Origin of the sequence: Virgibacillus salinus, assembly GCF_900102415.1 — a bacterium.
Taxonomy (GTDB): domain Bacteria; phylum Bacillota; class Bacilli; order Bacillales; family Amphibacillaceae; genus Lentibacillus; species Lentibacillus subterraneus.
Genome location: NZ_FNKD01000005.1, coordinates 39,268 through 56,564, shown reverse-complemented (window position 1 = coordinate 56,564; position 17,297 = coordinate 39,268). Strand labels below are relative to the sequence as shown.

Annotated in this window: 18 protein-coding genes; 12 read left to right on the top strand and 6 right to left on the bottom strand. The window is 37.7% G+C overall.

The genetic code is table 11. The features are described 5' to 3' along the window. The first annotated feature begins 39 nt into the window (after positions 1–39). Positions 40–708 carry an SOS response-associated peptidase gene (locus BLS02_RS17425; RefSeq protein ID WP_092494305.1) on the top strand — a complete coding sequence of 223 codons (669 nt, stop codon included), beginning with the start codon at positions 40–42 and terminating at the stop codon, positions 706–708. A 52-nt stretch (positions 709–760) separates the two neighbouring features. On the opposite strand, the gene BLS02_RS17420 is transcribed toward BLS02_RS17425, so the two are convergent. After that, on the bottom strand, positions 761–2,230 hold the full coding sequence (locus BLS02_RS17420) for a sodium:solute symporter family protein (protein ID WP_092494304.1): 1,470 nt from the start codon (positions 2,228–2,230) through the stop codon (positions 761–763). 1 nt (position 2,231) lies between these two features. Continuing rightward, the gene (locus BLS02_RS17415) at positions 2,232–2,420 is read right to left on the bottom strand and encodes a hypothetical protein (RefSeq protein WP_092494303.1); all 189 of its coding nucleotides are present in this window, start codon (positions 2,418–2,420) and stop codon (positions 2,232–2,234) included. A 750-nt stretch (positions 2,421–3,170) separates the two neighbouring features. Here BLS02_RS17415 and BLS02_RS17410 point away from each other — a divergent pair. The 4 genes from BLS02_RS17410 (at position 3,171) to BLS02_RS17395 (ending at position 5,444) form a co-directional block, all read left to right on the top strand. Then, positions 3,171–3,713, top strand: a complete 543-nt coding sequence (locus BLS02_RS17410) for a transcription repressor NadR (RefSeq protein WP_092494302.1) — start codon at positions 3,171–3,173, stop codon at positions 3,711–3,713. An 81-nt stretch (positions 3,714–3,794) separates the two neighbouring features. Beyond that, entirely contained in the window at positions 3,795–4,265 is a 471-nt protein-coding gene (locus BLS02_RS17405; RefSeq protein ID WP_092494301.1) for a low molecular weight protein-tyrosine-phosphatase, read from the top strand. A 20-nt stretch (positions 4,266–4,285) separates the two neighbouring features. Further along, positions 4,286–4,588, top strand: a complete 303-nt coding sequence (locus tag BLS02_RS17400) for a hypothetical protein (RefSeq protein ID WP_092494300.1) — start codon at positions 4,286–4,288, stop codon at positions 4,586–4,588. A 25-nt stretch (positions 4,589–4,613) separates the two neighbouring features. Further along, positions 4,614–5,444, top strand: a complete 831-nt coding sequence (locus tag BLS02_RS17395) for a YihY/virulence factor BrkB family protein (protein WP_175476840.1) — start codon at positions 4,614–4,616, stop codon at positions 5,442–5,444. Positions 5,445–5,464: 20 nt separating this feature from the next. Here BLS02_RS17395 and BLS02_RS17390 read toward each other — a convergent pair whose 3' ends face one another. Continuing rightward, positions 5,465–7,399: a heavy metal translocating P-type ATPase gene (locus tag BLS02_RS17390; protein ID WP_092494299.1), complete on the bottom strand. Its 1,935-nt coding sequence runs from the start codon at positions 7,397–7,399 to the stop codon at positions 5,465–5,467. Between the two features lie 224 nt (positions 7,400–7,623). On the opposite strand from BLS02_RS17390, the gene BLS02_RS17385 reads away from it, so the two are divergent. Together BLS02_RS17385 and BLS02_RS17380 are read left to right on the top strand one after the other, a co-directional pair. Then, entirely contained in the window at positions 7,624–8,496 is an 873-nt protein-coding gene (locus tag BLS02_RS17385) for a transporter substrate-binding domain-containing protein (RefSeq protein ID WP_092494298.1), read from the top strand. Between the two features lie 6 nt (positions 8,497–8,502). Continuing rightward, positions 8,503–9,189: an amino acid ABC transporter permease gene (locus BLS02_RS17380; protein WP_092494297.1), complete on the top strand. Its 687-nt coding sequence runs from the start codon at positions 8,503–8,505 to the stop codon at positions 9,187–9,189. A gap of 105 nt (positions 9,190–9,294) precedes the next feature. Here the strand turns inward: BLS02_RS17380 and BLS02_RS17375 are convergent, their stop codons facing one another. After that, positions 9,295–10,461, bottom strand: a complete 1,167-nt coding sequence (locus BLS02_RS17375) for an MFS transporter (protein ID WP_092494296.1) — start codon at positions 10,459–10,461, stop codon at positions 9,295–9,297. Between the two features lie 172 nt (positions 10,462–10,633). Between BLS02_RS17375 and BLS02_RS17370 the strand changes: the two genes are divergently transcribed. The 5 genes from BLS02_RS17370 (at position 10,634) to pdaA (ending at position 14,449) form a co-directional block, all read left to right on the top strand. Continuing rightward, positions 10,634–11,026: an OsmC family protein gene (locus tag BLS02_RS17370; RefSeq protein WP_092494295.1), complete on the top strand. Its 393-nt coding sequence runs from the start codon at positions 10,634–10,636 to the stop codon at positions 11,024–11,026. A 62-nt stretch (positions 11,027–11,088) separates the two neighbouring features. Beyond that, positions 11,089–11,886: a YfkD famly protein gene (locus BLS02_RS17365; protein ID WP_092494294.1), complete on the top strand. Its 798-nt coding sequence runs from the start codon at positions 11,089–11,091 to the stop codon at positions 11,884–11,886. Beyond that, a complete protein-coding gene (locus BLS02_RS17360) occupies positions 11,838–12,170 on the top strand; it encodes a hypothetical protein (RefSeq protein ID WP_092494293.1) in 333 nt (110 codons plus the stop codon). The genes BLS02_RS17365 and BLS02_RS17360 overlap by 49 nt, the downstream gene beginning before the upstream one ends. 112 nt (positions 12,171–12,282) lie before the next feature. Beyond that, positions 12,283–13,593, top strand: a complete 1,311-nt coding sequence (locus BLS02_RS17355; RefSeq protein WP_092494292.1) for a Na+/H+ antiporter family protein — start codon at positions 12,283–12,285, stop codon at positions 13,591–13,593. A gap of 55 nt (positions 13,594–13,648) precedes the next feature. Beyond that, positions 13,649–14,449: a delta-lactam-biosynthetic de-N-acetylase gene (gene pdaA / locus BLS02_RS17350; RefSeq protein ID WP_092494291.1), complete on the top strand. Its 801-nt coding sequence runs from the start codon at positions 13,649–13,651 to the stop codon at positions 14,447–14,449. Between the two features lie 22 nt (positions 14,450–14,471). Here pdaA and BLS02_RS17345 read toward each other — a convergent pair whose 3' ends face one another. Continuing rightward, positions 14,472–16,511, bottom strand: coding sequence for an ABC transporter permease subunit (locus BLS02_RS17345; protein ID WP_092494290.1), 2,040 nt, complete (start codon positions 16,509–16,511; stop codon positions 14,472–14,474). Positions 16,512–16,743: 232 nt separating this feature from the next. Continuing rightward, a complete protein-coding gene (locus BLS02_RS17340) occupies positions 16,744–17,253 on the bottom strand; it encodes a hypothetical protein (RefSeq protein WP_092494289.1) in 510 nt (169 codons plus the stop codon). Between the last annotated feature and the right edge of the window lie 44 nt (positions 17,254–17,297).

Sequence of the window (17,297 nt, the reverse complement as noted above, 5' to 3'; positions counted from 1 at the left end):
AAGTGGTGATATGCAAGTTTTCTAAAAGGGGGATAATCAATGTGTGGACGTTATACGCTATTAGCTGATGAGCTGGAGATTTTGAATGAGTTTGGTATTGAACAAGCTATTGATTCATATCAGCCAAGCTACAATATTGCACCTGGGCAAAATGTATTGGCTATCATTCATGATGGGAATGAAAAGCGAGCAGGATATCTACGCTGGGGGTTGGTTCCTTCATGGGCGAATGATGAAAAGATAGGTTATAAAATGATTAATGCCAGAAGTGAAACAGCACATGAAAAGCCAAGCTTTAAAAAGTTGATGGCACAAAAGCGTTGCCTGATCGTTGCTGATAGTTTTTACGAGTGGAAGCGTGATGGAAAAGAAAAACAGCCAAAGCGAATTCAGGTTAGTGATCGTAAATTATTCGCATTTGCAGGCCTATGGGACAAATGGAAGCAAGAAGATAAAGAGCTTTTCACTTGTACCATCCTTACAAAAGAGGCGAACCACTTTATGCAGGATATCCATCATCGGATGCCGATTATTTTACCTGAAAATCAAGAAGATGAATGGATTGCATCTGGTAAACAGCATCCAAACGAAATACATCAGTTTTTGCAAACCGTTGAAGCGGAGAAATTAAATGCATATAATGTTTCCAGCTATGTAAATACTGCTAAGAATAATGATGATGCATGTATTGCCCCTTTAGCTGAATAGTACACATATATAAAGGAGCCTCCTTTCATTATAAAAAGAGGCTCCTTGGCTTTTATTCGGTGCTTTCTGATTCTGTTTTTAAAATATTGATGAATGCATATGCTTTTTGTTTTGGTGCCTTTGTTAGAAGGCTTACCCCAATAAAAAGAATTGTTGAAACAAGTAGCCCCCAAATACCAGAAGCAAGTCCTAGTGGTTTTATACCAGTAAATTCAAGTATGAGAACAGGAATTGCAGTTAAAGATACACTGGAGATGACACCAGCAGCAGTTCCACGCTTCCAAAAGAACGTGCCGAAAAAAGCTGGAATGCCAACTATTAACCCAGAAGATGCAGCAACTGACAATACAGCAATTAAATTTAATTCTAGTTCCGCAAATGCATATGCTAAGATAGCGATTATTGGAATGACGATTTTTCCAACTTGCAATTGCTTCTTATCATCTGGACGCTTTTTCAAATTACCATAGACATCTCGAGCAAACATTGAAGATAATGTCAGCATAATTGAATCAATCGTTGAGACAGCGGCAGCTAATATACCGATCATTACGATAACACCTAGTACAGGTGGAACAAGGTCAGATGACAACAATTTGGGAGTTGCCAGATCTGCCGTTGAAAGATCCGGAAATAACTGAAGCGCGGAAAAACCCCATAAGACCGATACAAAGGTGTAAATGAGACCGAACACAAGAAAGCCAATCAGCATTTGACGTAACCCTTTTAACGAGGATGGCATGAACATTCGCTGGCTAACTTGCGGGTTAGACAAGCTAAAGAAAAACCATGGTAGAGTCATCCCAAGAAAGGTTAGGATATTAAAATAGCCATTACCAGGTACGGAAAGCGCATCTGAGTGGTTCGTTTGCAAGGTATCAAAGAATTGTCCGAATCCACCCAATCCATCGATTACTAATAACGCTACAATTGTTGACGTAATAATCATAATCACAGCCTGCAGCGAATCTGTCCACATAACAGAACGAATACCAGCTACATAGGAAAAAAGAATTGCCAGCACTGTTGCAATCACGACACCTGCTGTAAACGGAATAGCATTATCGGTGATGCCTTGTAATAGATATCCTACTCCAGCAAGTTGTACCGCACAATACGGTATGAGAAATAAACAACTAACGAGTGCAATTGCAGATGCAGCAGGTTTGCTTTCATAACGATCGCCGACCATTTCAGAGGGTGTTACATATCCATACTTTTTACCGGCTAGCCAGAAACGCCGCCCGAACAATGCAACTAGTGAAACCCCTGTAAAATAAACGATTTCAAAACCAAGTGCGCCAACACCACCCTGATAAGTCAGTCCGGCCAGACCAACCATCATGAATGCGCTGTACGTCGTTGCGCTATAACTTAATGCTGAAAGGATGCCGTTCATTTGACGACCCCCAAGGTAATACCCTGACATATCCGTCCTGTCACCACGACGAGACTTATACGCAACAAATAATGCTAGTATAATATAAAGTGCAATTCCCCAAATTACCATATTTGTATTCAACTTACTTCCCCCAATCCTTTGTAACCATGAAATTTGCAATGATGATTAGTAATCCGATAATTCCCCATAAAAGGAAACTTCCATACCAGGCTTGAACACCTGACAGGACTGTGTAGGGAAGGACATAGGCTAATAATATTAGGAAAACAATAAGAACGCCCCACACAACTTTCGATTTATTATGTTTCATTACGGTAAATCCCCTTCCTTGTGAAATGATGAGCAAAACTAATAACACTATGATAAATGATTATTTTTTAACGGCATAACATTTACATGTGTCTTTACACTTATATTTACACATTGAAACTGAAAAAGCAATACTTTTTTTACTTTGTAATGGATTTAAACTGCGACACAATGGGAATTCTCTTTTGTGACGTTTTATCCCGTTCTAATGATGGTGGAGTCCTTTAATTCGTTCCGGCAGAATACTTTGCTTTCACCGCTCCGGGTACCAATGCGACATCTGCTCAAGCTAGCGCTTTTGCAGTGTCTTACTAGCCACGGTCTCTGCCTCCACTGATAGAGATTTACTGATTATAGTCCATAAAATTAACGTTTCATTGGAAGTTATTCTAATCTGTAAGAAAATGCGAGATTCCAATGGGTCATCGGCTAAGAACGGTCACTCATCGGTCGAGTATTTTTTCGTAGCGTTGGATTAGTAATCATCTTATAAAGGATGGAAAGAAACCATGATGAAGTTGTGACGCAATTTATATCACCTACGTTGAAAAAGCACAATAACAGCCTTCATATAGATGAGTTTGGAGAATATATAAGGGGTTTCTAAAAAAGTAAGGTACACTTTCAGAAACATTCCTTTAGTGATATCATAAGTCTTTTAAAAAAATAGTTGAAGTCTAATGCATGATAGAAACTTGTTCGGTATAATGAAGTATATAATACGTAAAAGGACAATTCTAGGGGGATCTATATGACAGAAGAAGGGAATAAGGTACTTGGTGAAAAGAGAAGAAAATTAATTTTAACGTGGCTGAAAGACCGTAATGATCCGATGACCGGCAAAATGTTGGCGGAACGGATGAATGTCAGCCGCCAAGTTATCGTACAGGATGTTTCCCTTTTAAAAGCAAAAGGTGAACCCATAATTGCTACCTCACGCGGGTATGTTTATTTTCAGGAGAATAATAAGAATCCCAAGATCCAGAGGGTAATCGCGGTTTGTCATCTGTCAGAAGATACGGAGATTGAATTGTATACACTTGTTGATCATGGAGTATCGGTTCAGAATGTAATGGTGGAGCACCCTATTTACGGAGATATTACTGGATCACTGATGTTAAAAAACCGCCGTGATGTTGATGCTTTTCTTGATGAAATGAAACAAACAAAGGCTACTTTGCTATCCCACCTTACTGAAGGTATTCACTTACATACGATTGAGGCTGAAACACAGAGTCAGCTTGATGAAGCTTGTGAAGCATTGCGTACCAAAGGAATATTATTAGAACAATGAGTAAAGAAAAGCGTTTATGACATTTTACTTAATCAGCAGATAATAATTGATTATAATACTTATGAAGGGTAGGATGTGGATATGATTCGTGTTTTATTTGTATGTTTAGGTAACATTTGCCGATCACCAATGGCTGAAGCAGTATTTCGTGATTTAGTTGATAAAGAAAATTTAACTGATAGAATTGATGCTGACTCAGGAGGTATTGGTGACTGGCATTCTGGAGAATCTCCTCATAAAGGTACTAGAGAATTGTTAGACAAGTATCAAATAGGGTATAAGGAAATAAAGGCTAGACAGGTAAATCTTAGTGACTGGGGAGATTTTGATTATATCATTGCGATGGATGAGCAGAATAGAAAAGACATGCAAAATCTAAGTAATAAAGCTGGTGATGCAAAATTAGCCAAACTGATGGATTTTGTACAGGATCCCCAAGAAGAAAATATACCGGACCCTTATTATACAGGCAATTTTGATTACACATACGAATTAATCTCTGAAGGCTGTAATGAATTACTAAGGTATATTAGAACTGAGAATAACATATAAGATAAAAGGAGCGATACAAAATGGGTAAACGAAACTTATTTATTGGAGTTTTGATGGGTGCAATTGCAGGAGGATTAGTTTCATTATTTAATAATGATGCAAGAAATTATACAAAACTAAAAATGAATTACGCTAAAAACAGGTCAGGCTATTATGTGAAACATCCATCAGAGGCAGTTCGAAGCGCCAAGGAAAGTTTTGATAAGTTCAATAAAGAATTTTCAAGCGGTGCAGAAAATGCGATTAATGCTTTAGAACAAGTGGAAAACACCTTAGACAAGTTTGCAAATAAAGAGCAAAAGGATTTGGAAAACACACTGTAAGCTTTGATATAAGGGTGGTTAGAAATTGAAAAGGATTATGGCATTTTTAAAAGAACTTTATCAACGGATTACGGAAGATGATATATTTGGTTTATCAGCTCAGTTAGCCTACTTTTTCTTGCTATCCCTTTTTCCTTTCCTATTGTTTTTAATGACTTTAATTGGTTATTTGCCAATTGATCAAGCAACTGTAATAAGTTTTATTGAGACATACGCACCTGGACAAATAACAGATCTGATAAATCAAAATGTGAGTGAGTTGATGAATGATCAAAATGGACAATTACTCTCGATTGGCATTATCGGTACGCTTTGGTCAGCATCGAATGCAATAAATGCAATCATGCGGGGGTTTAATCGAGCCTATGATGTCGATGAGGATCGTTCATTTATTGTATCCCGTCTTATAGCGATTGTGTTGACAATTGCTATGGTGCTTATAATTGGTATGGCATTTTTATTGCCTATTTTTGGGAAAACGATTGGAGTATACATCTTCACATTTTTTGGGTTGTCTGCTGGTTTCCTCAGTGTATGGGAAACATTGCGTTGGGTTGTTTCTTCTGTAGTATTTTTCATTGTATTAGTCGCATTGTATAAGCTCGCACCCAATAAACGGATTTATTTTAAAAATGCAGTATGGGGTGCACTTTTTGCAACGATTGGCTGGCAGCTAGTCTCATTAGCATTTTCTTTTTATGTAAGTTCAATGGGAGATTACTCAGCAACTTACGGTAGCCTGGGTACCGTCATCGTCTTGATGATTTGGTTTTATTTATCCGGAATTATTATTATGATTGGTGGCGCGATTAACGCAATACTTAACAAAGGAATAGGGAAGGGAACAGAAAAATAGCTATTACAAATTTGTGATAGCTATTTTAGCAACCGCAACCCATTTAAAATAACTAAGATAGTACTGCCTTCGTGACCGATTACACCTAATGGTAAATCTACTATTTGTAAAAAGTTTGACGCTATTAATAATAGAATTACACTTAAAGAAAACACAACATTTTGTTTTACAATTCTATTCATACGGCCTGACAGGTTAATGGCATTTGTTATTTTAGATAAATCATTTTTCATTAATACGACATCTGCAGTTTCCAGTGCTACATCGGTTCCTTTACCCATAGCAATTCCTAAATTAGCACTTGCCAATGCTGGGGCATCATTTATCCCGTCCCCAACCATCGCTACATTTTCATAATCGGTTCGCAGCTGCTTTACATGGTTTACTTTTTCATCTGGGAGACACTCAGCAATGTAATGGTCTATACCGGCTTCAGCAGCAATTGCTTTAGCAGTTGTTTCGTTGTCTCCAGTCAGCATTATCGTATGCACACCATGCTTTTTCAAGGTTTCTATCGCTTGTTTTGTATTGTTTCTGATTGTATCTTTGAGTGCGTAAAGTGCTACGATTTCATCATTTGCTTTGACGAATACGATGGTTTTACCTTGTTCAGCAAGTTGCTTTGCTACTCCCCCATGGAAATTGAAAGCATCCTTTTCACCAACAAAACCAGCTTTACCGATTTCCCAAGTCTCATCATTTACATAGGCAGAAACACCATGACCACTTACTGTTGTAACATGATGGATATTCAGATCATGTACGTTTGTATAATCTGTGCTAAAGGCATAAATCGCTTTTGCTAATGGATGTATGGATTCTTTTTCAATAGCTCCAGCAATAGCAAATACCTTTTCCTTTTCCCAATCGGTGTGAACGTATGTGTCTGTTACTTCAGGCGTCCCGTTCGTTAACGTACCTGTCTTGTCAAAGGCTATCGCCTTAATATGACTCAAATTTTCAACATGAACGCCACCCTTAAATAGAACGCCACTTTTAGCGCTATTTGAAATGGCGGAAAGTGTGGCTGGCATAATCGAAGCTACCAAGGCACAAGGTGAAGCAACAACTAGCAGGATCATTGCTCGGTAAATACTCTCTGATAATGACCATCCGAAAATAAAGTAGGGTAAAAACATCATTATAGCAACCGCTGCAAGAACTACTTTTACATATGTTCCCTCAAACCGTTCTATAAACAACTGTGAAGGAGATTTTTCTTCCTGGGCTGATTGAACTAGTTGAATGATTTTTTGGAAAAGTGTTTCATCCGCATGCTTGGTGATCTTAATTGATATGGATCCGTCCAGTGCAACTGTCCCCGCAAAAACATCATTGCTGTTTATTTTACTGACGGGTACTGATTCTCCGGTAATAGCACTTTCATCGATTGACGTTTCCCCTTTAACTATTACACCATCTGCAGGAATTCGCTCACCAGCACGTACCGAAATGATATCATCAAGTTTTAGTTCAGAAATGGGAACAATTTTTTCCTGGCCATTTGTAATCCTCAATGCTTGTTCTGGTTGTAAATCCATAAGCGATGATATCGCTTTGTCACTTTTTTTCAATGTATAGGTTTCTAAAGCCCCAGATAATGCAAAGATAAATATGAGGATGGCACCCTCTGTCCAATAACCGATGGAGGCCGATCCAATAGCAGCAAAAATCATCAGCATTTCCACATTTAGATCTCTATTTGCTATTGTTTCCTGAATTCCTTCTTTCGCTTTAGCGTAGCCGCCAATTACAAAGGCAATTAAGTGCAGGATGACCCATGCAGTAGCTGAAATGGTATCCTCTAGTGACCAAGTAATCAAAATTAGCAAACCGCTGAACAGCGCAGCAATTAATTCTATATGCACGATGAAGCGTCTAAATGGATTTTTTGCAAAAAAAGATTTGAACGTATGTGACCTTGGCGAATGTAATGTTTTTGAATTGGTCGTCATTATTATGAACCCCTCAGATTATAATTATTATAAATAAATACTTATTATTATTTTAACATGAGATAAAATAAAGTCAAGTGCAAATACAGGATACTAATACAGGTACGTCATAACATGAATACAGTTTAGTTTTCGGTTGAAACAATAGACTTATACTGTTACAATCATTATAAACTTTTAGATATAACACAATTAAATGTTGTGAATGAAAAGGAGTGGGATTTATGTATATAAAGAAGTTAGTATTTATGTTACTAGTAACAGTATTCGCCTTAGCAGCATGTGGTGATGACGACAACCAAGAAACGGGCAACAGTAATTCTGAAGATAGTAAGTGGGCTGAAATTCAAGAATCCGGGGAATTGGTTGTTGGAACATCTGGAACTCTTATCGCATCTTCCTATTACAAGGGTGAAGGCGAGAGTGAAGACCAATTAACAGGTTACGATGTTGAAGTAATGAGAGAGATAGCAAATCGTCTTGATCTAGACGTCTCCTATGAAATTATGGGGATCGATAGCATGCTTCCAGCTATTAAAAGTGGACGAATTGATGTAGCTGCAAACGATATTGAAATAACGAGTAGCAGAAAGGAAGAATTTAACTTTAGCAATCCTTATAAATATTCTTATTCAACGATGGTTGTTCGTAAAGGAGATTATTCCGGAATAAATTCATTAGAAGATTTAGAAGGTAAAAAAGCCGGTGGCGGAGCAACAACTGTCTACAGTGAGATTGCCAGACATTTTGGAGCGAAAGTTAAAACATACGGAAATGCACCTAATGAAGCATATCTGCGTGACGTACATAATGGTAGAACTGATGTAATTGTAAATGACTACTATTTATCAAAATTTGGTGTGGCAGCATTTCCGGATTTTGATATTATGCTTCATCCTGAATTAAAGTTTCACCCAACAGAACAGGCAGCAATTTTACCAAATGAAGCAGATAAATTAACCGAAGAGATTAATAAAGTCTTGGAAGAAATGCGGGAAGATGGGACGTTGTCAGAACTAGCCAAGAAGTTTTATAAGGAAGATGCTTCCAAAAGGCCAGAAGGCGAAATAAAAGAAATAGAAGGATTGGAACTATAATAGAACATGATTAATTTTAATGGTTTTGACTTTGGTGGAGTGTTTGATATTGAGTTAGCACTGGAAAGCTTACCTTTTGTATTAGGTGGATTGCCTACTACCCTTGGTGTCGCAATCGCAGGTATGGCAATTGGAATGTTTCTAGGATTGTTTTTGGCATTAGCGCGAAATTCAGATAAGATTTTATTGCGCTGGCCGTCCCGGGCGTATATTTCCTTTATGCGTGGCACGCCAATTCTGGTTTTTCTATTTATATTATACTTTGGACTTCCATATGTCGGATTAGAATTGTCGGCGCTAGTTGCTGCCTCAGCTGGCTTTGGACTGAATAGCGCAGCTTTTATCGCAGAAATTAATCGTGCCTCATTGAATAGTATTGACAGTGGCCAATGGGAGTCATCCAAAGCTCTGAATATAGGTTATTGGAACACATTAAGGAAAGTTATTTTGCCGCAAGCAACTAGAACAGCAATTCCTCCGTTAACAAATGTGTTTATGGACATTGTTAAAGCAACTTCCCTGGCAGCAGTAATAACTGTTCCAGAGTTATTTCAAAAAACGCAGATTGTTGTGGGCAGGGAATTCGATGCTATGACATTATATATATTGGTTGCCTTAATATACTGGCCAATATGTGTAATCATTTCATTTATGCAGGATCGTTTAGAAGTTAGATATAGCAGATTTCTATAAAAGACAAAGGACACTCGAGGTTTGAGTGTCCTTTGTCTTTACTATGTCCTTTCCAACTGCATAAGCGCAACTAAGACTTATCTATAGTAGGCCTTGGCGTTAAGTCTAACTATATTGAAATTCGACATTCTTCTTTATGTATGTTGCAGTCAAAATAAGTACCAACATAATGACAATCACATAAAAAAAGGAAACTCCAGGGAAATATTCAATAAATAGGCCACCCAAATATGGGCCGCTTATACTTCCGATGCTAAACGAAATTCCTGTCATTAAATTCCCGGCCGGTAAAAGTGAAGGTGGTAAAATATCCGCCAAAAACGTAATACTTAAAGAAAACAAAGAACCAGTGAACATACCTGCTAAAGTAAATGTAATAAACAATGCGGCCACTGAGTCTTCTAACGATGCGGCAGCAAGGAAGCAAAAAATCCCGAAACTTAATACCGCTAATAAGACATTTCTTCTTCCAAGTCGGTCGCTCAACATACCTAATGGAATTTGCGTTATGACACTCCCAGCTGCAAAACAAGGAATAATGACTGAAAGTATTTCCACATTATGGCCAATCCGTAATCCGTAAACTGGAAAAATACTATGTAATGTAGCTTCTAAAAAGCCATAGCCGAATGCTGGCAGAAGAGCAACCCATGCTATTTTGCCAGTTTTAATAAAGCGGCCTAACGAGCTTGCAGTACTGCTTGTGGTGAACCCATCCTTTTCCGGGAATTTGTTTCGCACGAAGAACATGGATGACCAGACAAGCATGCTGAGGACTGCTGATAATAAAAATGGGAGTGCTTGGCTGATCTCTAATAAACGTGTCATAAGTGGCCCTATTGTAAAACCTACTCCGAAAAACAAACCATAGAAAGCGATATTCCTTCCCCTAGTTTCTTTTGCGCTAGTAGTTGTAATCCACGTTTGTGTTCCGAAATGCAGCATGTTATCGCCAATACCGATAGTGACGCGTAAAATAAACCAAAACCATAAGGACTCCCAAAAAGGGAAAAGGGCCAATGAGATAAATACAAGCATTCCGCCAACAACAATGATAGGTTTAAACCCATATTTTCGCATTGGTTTTTCCATAAAGGGAGATGCTAAAAGCACGCCAATATATAATCCTGTTGCATGTAATCCGTTAACAGATGATGCTATACCACTTTGTTCCAGAATAATTGCTAATAAAGGGAGAATCATACCTTGGGAGAATCCTGAAATAGAAACAAGAGAAATTAATATCCAAAACCTTATTCGCTCTGAAGCCATATTTCTCCTCCTTCAATCTCACTTATTAAATGTCATGTTCAGTTCCATTCAATGTAATTGTTTTCGCTAAAAAGGTCAATTCAAATACATTTAAATCAAAATAGGTTATGATGGTTGCAAAATAGGCTAAATATAAATAAGCTGTTCATATAAAATAAAGGAGAGATTTATAATGGATTTTTATTTAAAAGAGAATGGGATGCAGGTTGAATTAGAATATGGATCATTGGATGTATCAGGTAATGAAGACTACGGTTTTCGACCTTTTCAGCTAATGATTGCGTCAATTGCAGGATGCAGTGGATCAGTGTTACGGAAAATTTTATCTAAACAGCGAATAAAATATGAAGATTTATCTATTAATGCAGAAGTTGAACGGAATCCAAAGGAAGCAAATCGAATTGAACGTGTTGTATTGTATTATGCCATTAAGGGCTACCATTTAGACCCTGACAAACTAAGTAAAAATTTAGCGCTAGCAAGAAAAAACTGTTCTATGATTCGCTCTGTTGAAGATAGTATAAAGATTGAGGAACATTTAGAAACAATTGAACTAAGTCAATAATATTAAAGGTATAATATTCATGTGTCTGAAAAAACTAAGCTAAAAGGAAAGGAATGGGACACATGAAAAAAAGATCTTTCATCACAGCATTAATTATATTTGTTTTCGTTTTTTTACTTCCTTTTAATAGCTTAGGAAAGGAAGAGGAAAAGTCAGAAAATGAGTATGACATACCAAGTCATGTTTTGGATATATCAAAAGAAAATACCTTCCCGAATTCAACTGAGGATCAGGAAGTGGTGGAACCGAGCGGGTTGACTAAGGATTTGATTGATGAGCTAGATATACCAGTTGAAAATCCGGACCTAATAAAAATGCTTAACCAGACATCTATAAAACCATCACCAATTGCATTCGGATATCGTGGTATGGTTTACCTTGGGCGATGGCCGCTCAACTACAAATCGGATGAGACAAATATAAACTGGGAATACCAAAAAATAAATGCAAATGAGTTAAATAATATTGGTGGCGAATCAAACCAGGAAATGCATTATAACCAGAAGGAAAAGAAGGAAATACAGGGTGCATTAACAAATAAAATCACAAACCCTGATGATATAAAAAAAATGATGTTATTAAAATCAAAAGAGAGAACAAAATTGCCGCTCTCCTATAGCACCATAATCGGAAAAGATACAAAGAAGGAAAATTCCTACAATGTCCCAGCCCAAAAGTACGGTCACTTGCAAGCGTATGCGCCTGCTATCAACGAGAAAGGGCAGGTAACTTTTGGAGAAGTGTACTTCCAATTAAAAGGGTCAAATAAATCACTTGTTATTAAAAATGTAACAAAACAAGGAATTGGGGCATGGATCCCAATTCAGGATTACGTATCCTTTTCTTTTCAGCTACGATAAGAGCAATGTTGTTTTTATCAACCGGAAAACGAACATATCAACCGGAAAACGAACATATCAACCGGAAAACGAACATATCAACCGGAAAACGAACATATCAACCAGAAAACGAACATATCAACCGGAAAACGAACATATCAACCGGAAAACGAACATATCAACCGGAAAACGAACATATCAACCGGAAAACGAACATATCAACCGGAAAACGAACATATCAACCGGAAAACGAACATATCAACCGGAAAACGAAAACAGTCAGCAAAAGAATCGACACAATCTGATAATTTTATAAAAAAGGGGTTGATTTTATCACTTTATTACTTTATCATGATGAAGTGTTAAAATAATGATTATAAAAGTTAAGGTAATAGATAGAGAGAGGGGAAATAGATTATGGAATGGGTAGTAGTTGTATCAGTGTTAGTCATGACCATTCTAAGCTTGCTGCGGGTAAATGTTATTATTGCAATTATTGCAGCAGCAATTACAGCAGGTTTAATGTCTGGAATGAACACTATTGAATCAATCGAAATGTTAGTTAGCGGGATGGGTGGTCAAGCGAGTACAGCATTAAGTTATGTCCTGCTTGGAGCTTTTGCCGTTGCAATTAGTTATACTGGGATAACGACTATTCTAGTAAATTATTTAATTCGTGTTTTAACTGGAAAGAAAACAATGACACTACTGGCAATTGCCGGTGTCGCTTCGTTATCACAAAATCTTGTACCAGTTCATATTGCATTTATACCTATTTTAATTCCACCATTATTAAAGCTTTTTGATGATATGAAAATGGACAGGCGTGGTGTTGCAACTGCCTTGACATTTGGTTTAAAAGCACCATATGTTATGATTCCAGCAGGGTTTGGGCTTATTTTTCACGAAACAATAGTTAATGGAATGAAGCAAAACGGAGCTGACATAACGATTACAGAATCAGCTTTATCGATGTTAGTACCTGGCTTTGGTATGATAGTTGGTTTATTGATTGCTGTGTTTATTACCTATCGCAAAAATCGTGAGTCTGTTCCTGAAGCTGGTGGCGGGGAAGTTGATTTTAACGCTCCTAAATTGGAAAAAGTTAAATTTAATAAAAGCCATCTCTTAACATTGGTTGCTATTGTAGCTGCATTAGCTGTCCAATTAATAACTGAGAATTTAATTGTCGGCGCATTAACAGGCCTTGTTCTTATGTTCTTACTGCTTGTTGTACCATTTAATAATGGAGATAAAGTTGTTAGCGATGGAATTTCCATGATGGGGACAATTGCCTTTGTTATGCTTGTTGCTTCTGGATTTGGAAAGATTTTAACAGAAACTGGAGCTGTAGACGCATTAGTTGAAGTATCTTCTGGGTTTCTTGGGAACAATAAACCATTAATAGCATTTATTCTATTACTTGTTGGGTTAGTGGTTACAATTGGTATCGGGTCATCGTTTGGAACCATTCCAATTTTAGCTGCACTTTATGTACCAATTTGTATTGCCGCAGGATTTTCACCGATGGCAACTGCTGCATTAATCGGAACTGCCGGAGCATTAGGTGATGCGGGATCACCAGCTTCAGACAGTACACTTGGACCTACTTCAGGTCTAAATGCAGATGGTAAGCACCACCACATTTGGGATACTTGTGTTCCAACGTTTATACACTTTAACATACCATTGTTTATATTCGGATGGATTGGTGCAATCATTCTATAAAATGAATAATTAACGGTTAAGATGGAAAAAGTAAGGAAAAAATGGGTGGGTTGTTATGCGAAAATGTAGTTTTTCAGCATTAATTATCTTCTTGTCTTTCCTTACTTTTTTTTCATATACTGAGCAAATTCTTGCAAGTAGTAGTTATGGATGGGGATTTAAAAAGAATACAGAACATAAAATTCCGGATATTGGAAAGTACAAAGAAATATTGGATAAATTCGGATCTTACTATGCGGATGATTCTGGTGAAAAAGTGCTGTATGTAACGTTTGATAATGGTTATGAGCAAGGCTATACCGATGAAGTTCTGGATGTCCTGCAAAAAGAAAACGTTCCATCTGCATTTTTTTTGACAGGCCATTATGTAAAAAGCCAACCAGACCTTGTCAAGCGAATGGTTGATGAAGGGCATATTATTGGAAATCACTCGTATCACCACCCAGATTTCACTATCGTGTCAAAAGAAACGATGAAAAAGGAATTGGAAACTTTGGAGCAGGCTGTGGCTGAGGTGTCAAACCAGAAGGAGCTAAAATACTTGCGCCCGCCAAAAGGAGTTTTTAACGAAAGAACACTTAAGTGGGCAAATGAGCTAGGGTATATCCATATTTTCTGGTCACTGGCATTTACTGATTGGAAAACCAGTGAGCAAAAAGGCTGGAAATACGCATATGAAAATATAATGAAACAAATTCATCCTGGTGCAGTAATTCTTCTCCACACCGTTTCATCAGATAATGCACAGGCATTGGATAAATTAATTACGGAATTAAAACAGCAAGGCTATACGTTTAAAAGCTTGGACCATTTAGTATTAAAAGATATGTTGCCAGAGGCTATTTATGGCTATTAACCAAAAAATAACGGTGCTCCAATTACGGAGCACCGTTTGCTTTATTGCTATCGCCATTCATCAACCGGAAGCTTTCTGGTGACACCTCATAATCCGTTCCCGTCTGGTAATTTCCACATTTTTTTCTGATTTTACGAAGATTATAAACTACACCAACTTTTGTTTGTTGTACCTCTTTGACACCCTGAATAATGAACTGCATGGCAAAAATACTGAGTATAAAAGCGAGCAGCACCCAGGCAATCATCCAATACTTTCCTGTTGAAAGTGCATTGGTTGTTGATCCAATCATTCCCGACCATTCATATGTCATCGACCGTGGTGGGTCACCGACGAAGCCGAACGTCCTGTTTGTTCCGCCAAAGTAAAGGTCAAAGATACCTAGATGCATAAAGATGAGCAGGACCTGGATAAACTGCTGACCAAACAGAATGGTCATCCTCGGACCAATATGCGGAATAACGTGTTTTCGGAAAACATGGAAATTGCTTCCTCCAAGAATCCGGGCACTTTTAATAAATTCCATGTTCAACACCCGCTTCATTTCATTACCTGAAAGAACCGCAGTGAGCGGTACAACAAGAATGGTCAAAATAATGATTTCGTAAATAATCCGCTGGGTTAATGAATAGGAAAAACCGAAGCCCTGTTCCATCAGTATTGGTCTAAGCAGTATATAGGCAATCAAACTTAACGGTAAAAAATGAATGGAATCGACTATTTTTTCAATCCAGTTTTGACGTTTAAGACCAAGCCCGAATGCAAACAGTACACCACCGGCCAGACCAATAAATACACGGAGAAAAGCAATAATCAGTGCAAAGGTTAATGTATATTTGGCACCGATTGTGAGCATATCAAGAATACTGAAGCCTAAATCATCCGAGCCTAGCAAAAACGGTGTCCCGGGTGGGTGTGGTGGTGTACTTTTAATTGTGGCACCATCTTCCTCATAGGTAATTCTTGCCTGATCAATATGATTATCTGTTGTAGTGGAATAAATAACACTGTAACTGATCATGACAATAAAAAACAGACTGCCAAGTGCAAACTTCCAATTTTTCATATGCCTAATAAACGTCATTAATGGTACGGTCATAAGCTTCCAGGGCTTCCATCTCTTCCAGTTTATTTTGCCGAGTCTTGTTAGCTGGTATTTGATAGTAGACGGCAAGGAAACTTTGTAATTTTTAGCATCATGTTGAATGCCCTCAATATTTTGACCCATCCACAGATCAGTAAACTGAAAAATAATGAAGAACGGGGTGAACACTAATATGAGGGTTACAGCAATTGTCATCGGATTGAAGCTTTCGATAATAAAAAAGCTGAAACCATGCACGTTAAAAATACGTTCGATTAAAAACTGACTCGATAATGTGGCCCAGATTATTACTTTCGTATGATGAAACGTCGTGGGCAAAATGTTTCGTAAAACGTGTTTTACGAGTACACCGAGTTTTTTAATCCCTTTACTTTTCAGGAACAGTACATAATCTTTGGTGAATTCCTCTTCAATCATTAACAACAGGATTTTAAAAAGGGAAACCATCGGCAGAATCGCCAATGTGATAATCGGTCCGGCGTATGCCTTGTCCTCCCGGTAAGACGCAACCTGGAATAACTGAAAATCGAACGTTTTGTATACATAAATGACGAGTATCTGCAGGATGGCTGCAATGACGATATCAGGTATAGATTCCAGAAAATCAAGCACCCGTTTAACAATATGTATGGCCTTTTTAGGCAGGAAGTTTGTTAAAAAAGCAAAAACGAATGCCAGCAAAAATCCGAGTAACAGCGCACCGAAAAGGATTTGCATGGAATAAATGAGCGGCTCCCACAACGTTCCCAGCAGCGAAAACTCACCAGGTGAGCCGGGCACTGTGTAGACCCATTTATCAGGCTGAACAAATGCTTGAATAAATGCCCATAACTCCCTGAAATAATTTAATGGATCGGACAGACCTGATGTCTGGAAGTACAATGGGAAAATACTTATACAAATAATTCCGAAAACTCCTAGTAAATAGAAAACAGCGATTTTTGCTAGTTTTATCATTTGTCATCAATCACCTTTTTTCGAATGAATGGTATAAGTCTACCATAATCGGGTATGGTAAAAAAGAGCTACCTGAAAATTGAATCAGGTGTAATTTTGAAGAAGAACGCGATTGTACTTTCGGTAAAGTGAAGAGGGAAGTTAATCTTAAATAAGTGACTGCTGTCCGCTTTCACCCCACACCCGTATTCGAACGCAAAGCATCATTCCTATATTTTCGTTCTTCACAATCCTATGGCAGAATCTCTCGTTCCAACTCCTTAAATTTATCTATCTCACCTAATAGTACCGTCACTCGGTTCAACTGCTTGCCGTCTTTATTTTTGCACGTTTGTAGTCCAGCAGTGCCATGCCTTAAGGTAAAGTAGTCACATGTAAATGTCCCTTCAGGGTATTTGTATCCAGTGAAGTTGTTTTCAAAAACATATTTCTCTCCGTTGAAGTTCAATTTGCTCGTAACGTAAGTACCATTTTTATTGAAAATGGTAATCTTAACTTCTGTTTTCTTTCCCTGTTCAGCCATCTTCTTAAATTCAAATATCTTCTTTAATTGTTTCGTCTCTAATTTACCATCCAACCTTACTTCATCGAAATTTTGACTCAGATGCTGAACTACAATATGACCATCATTCACCGCTTCCTCCACCGTATACTGAGGCTTCGTCATCTTCTCTTCTCCGGAACAGGCCACTAAAATAAACAATAATGAAACTGAAATAAACAATAGAACATTCTTCTTCATAATCTAGCCCCCCTAATTCACATATTTAATTTGATTCTCCCACA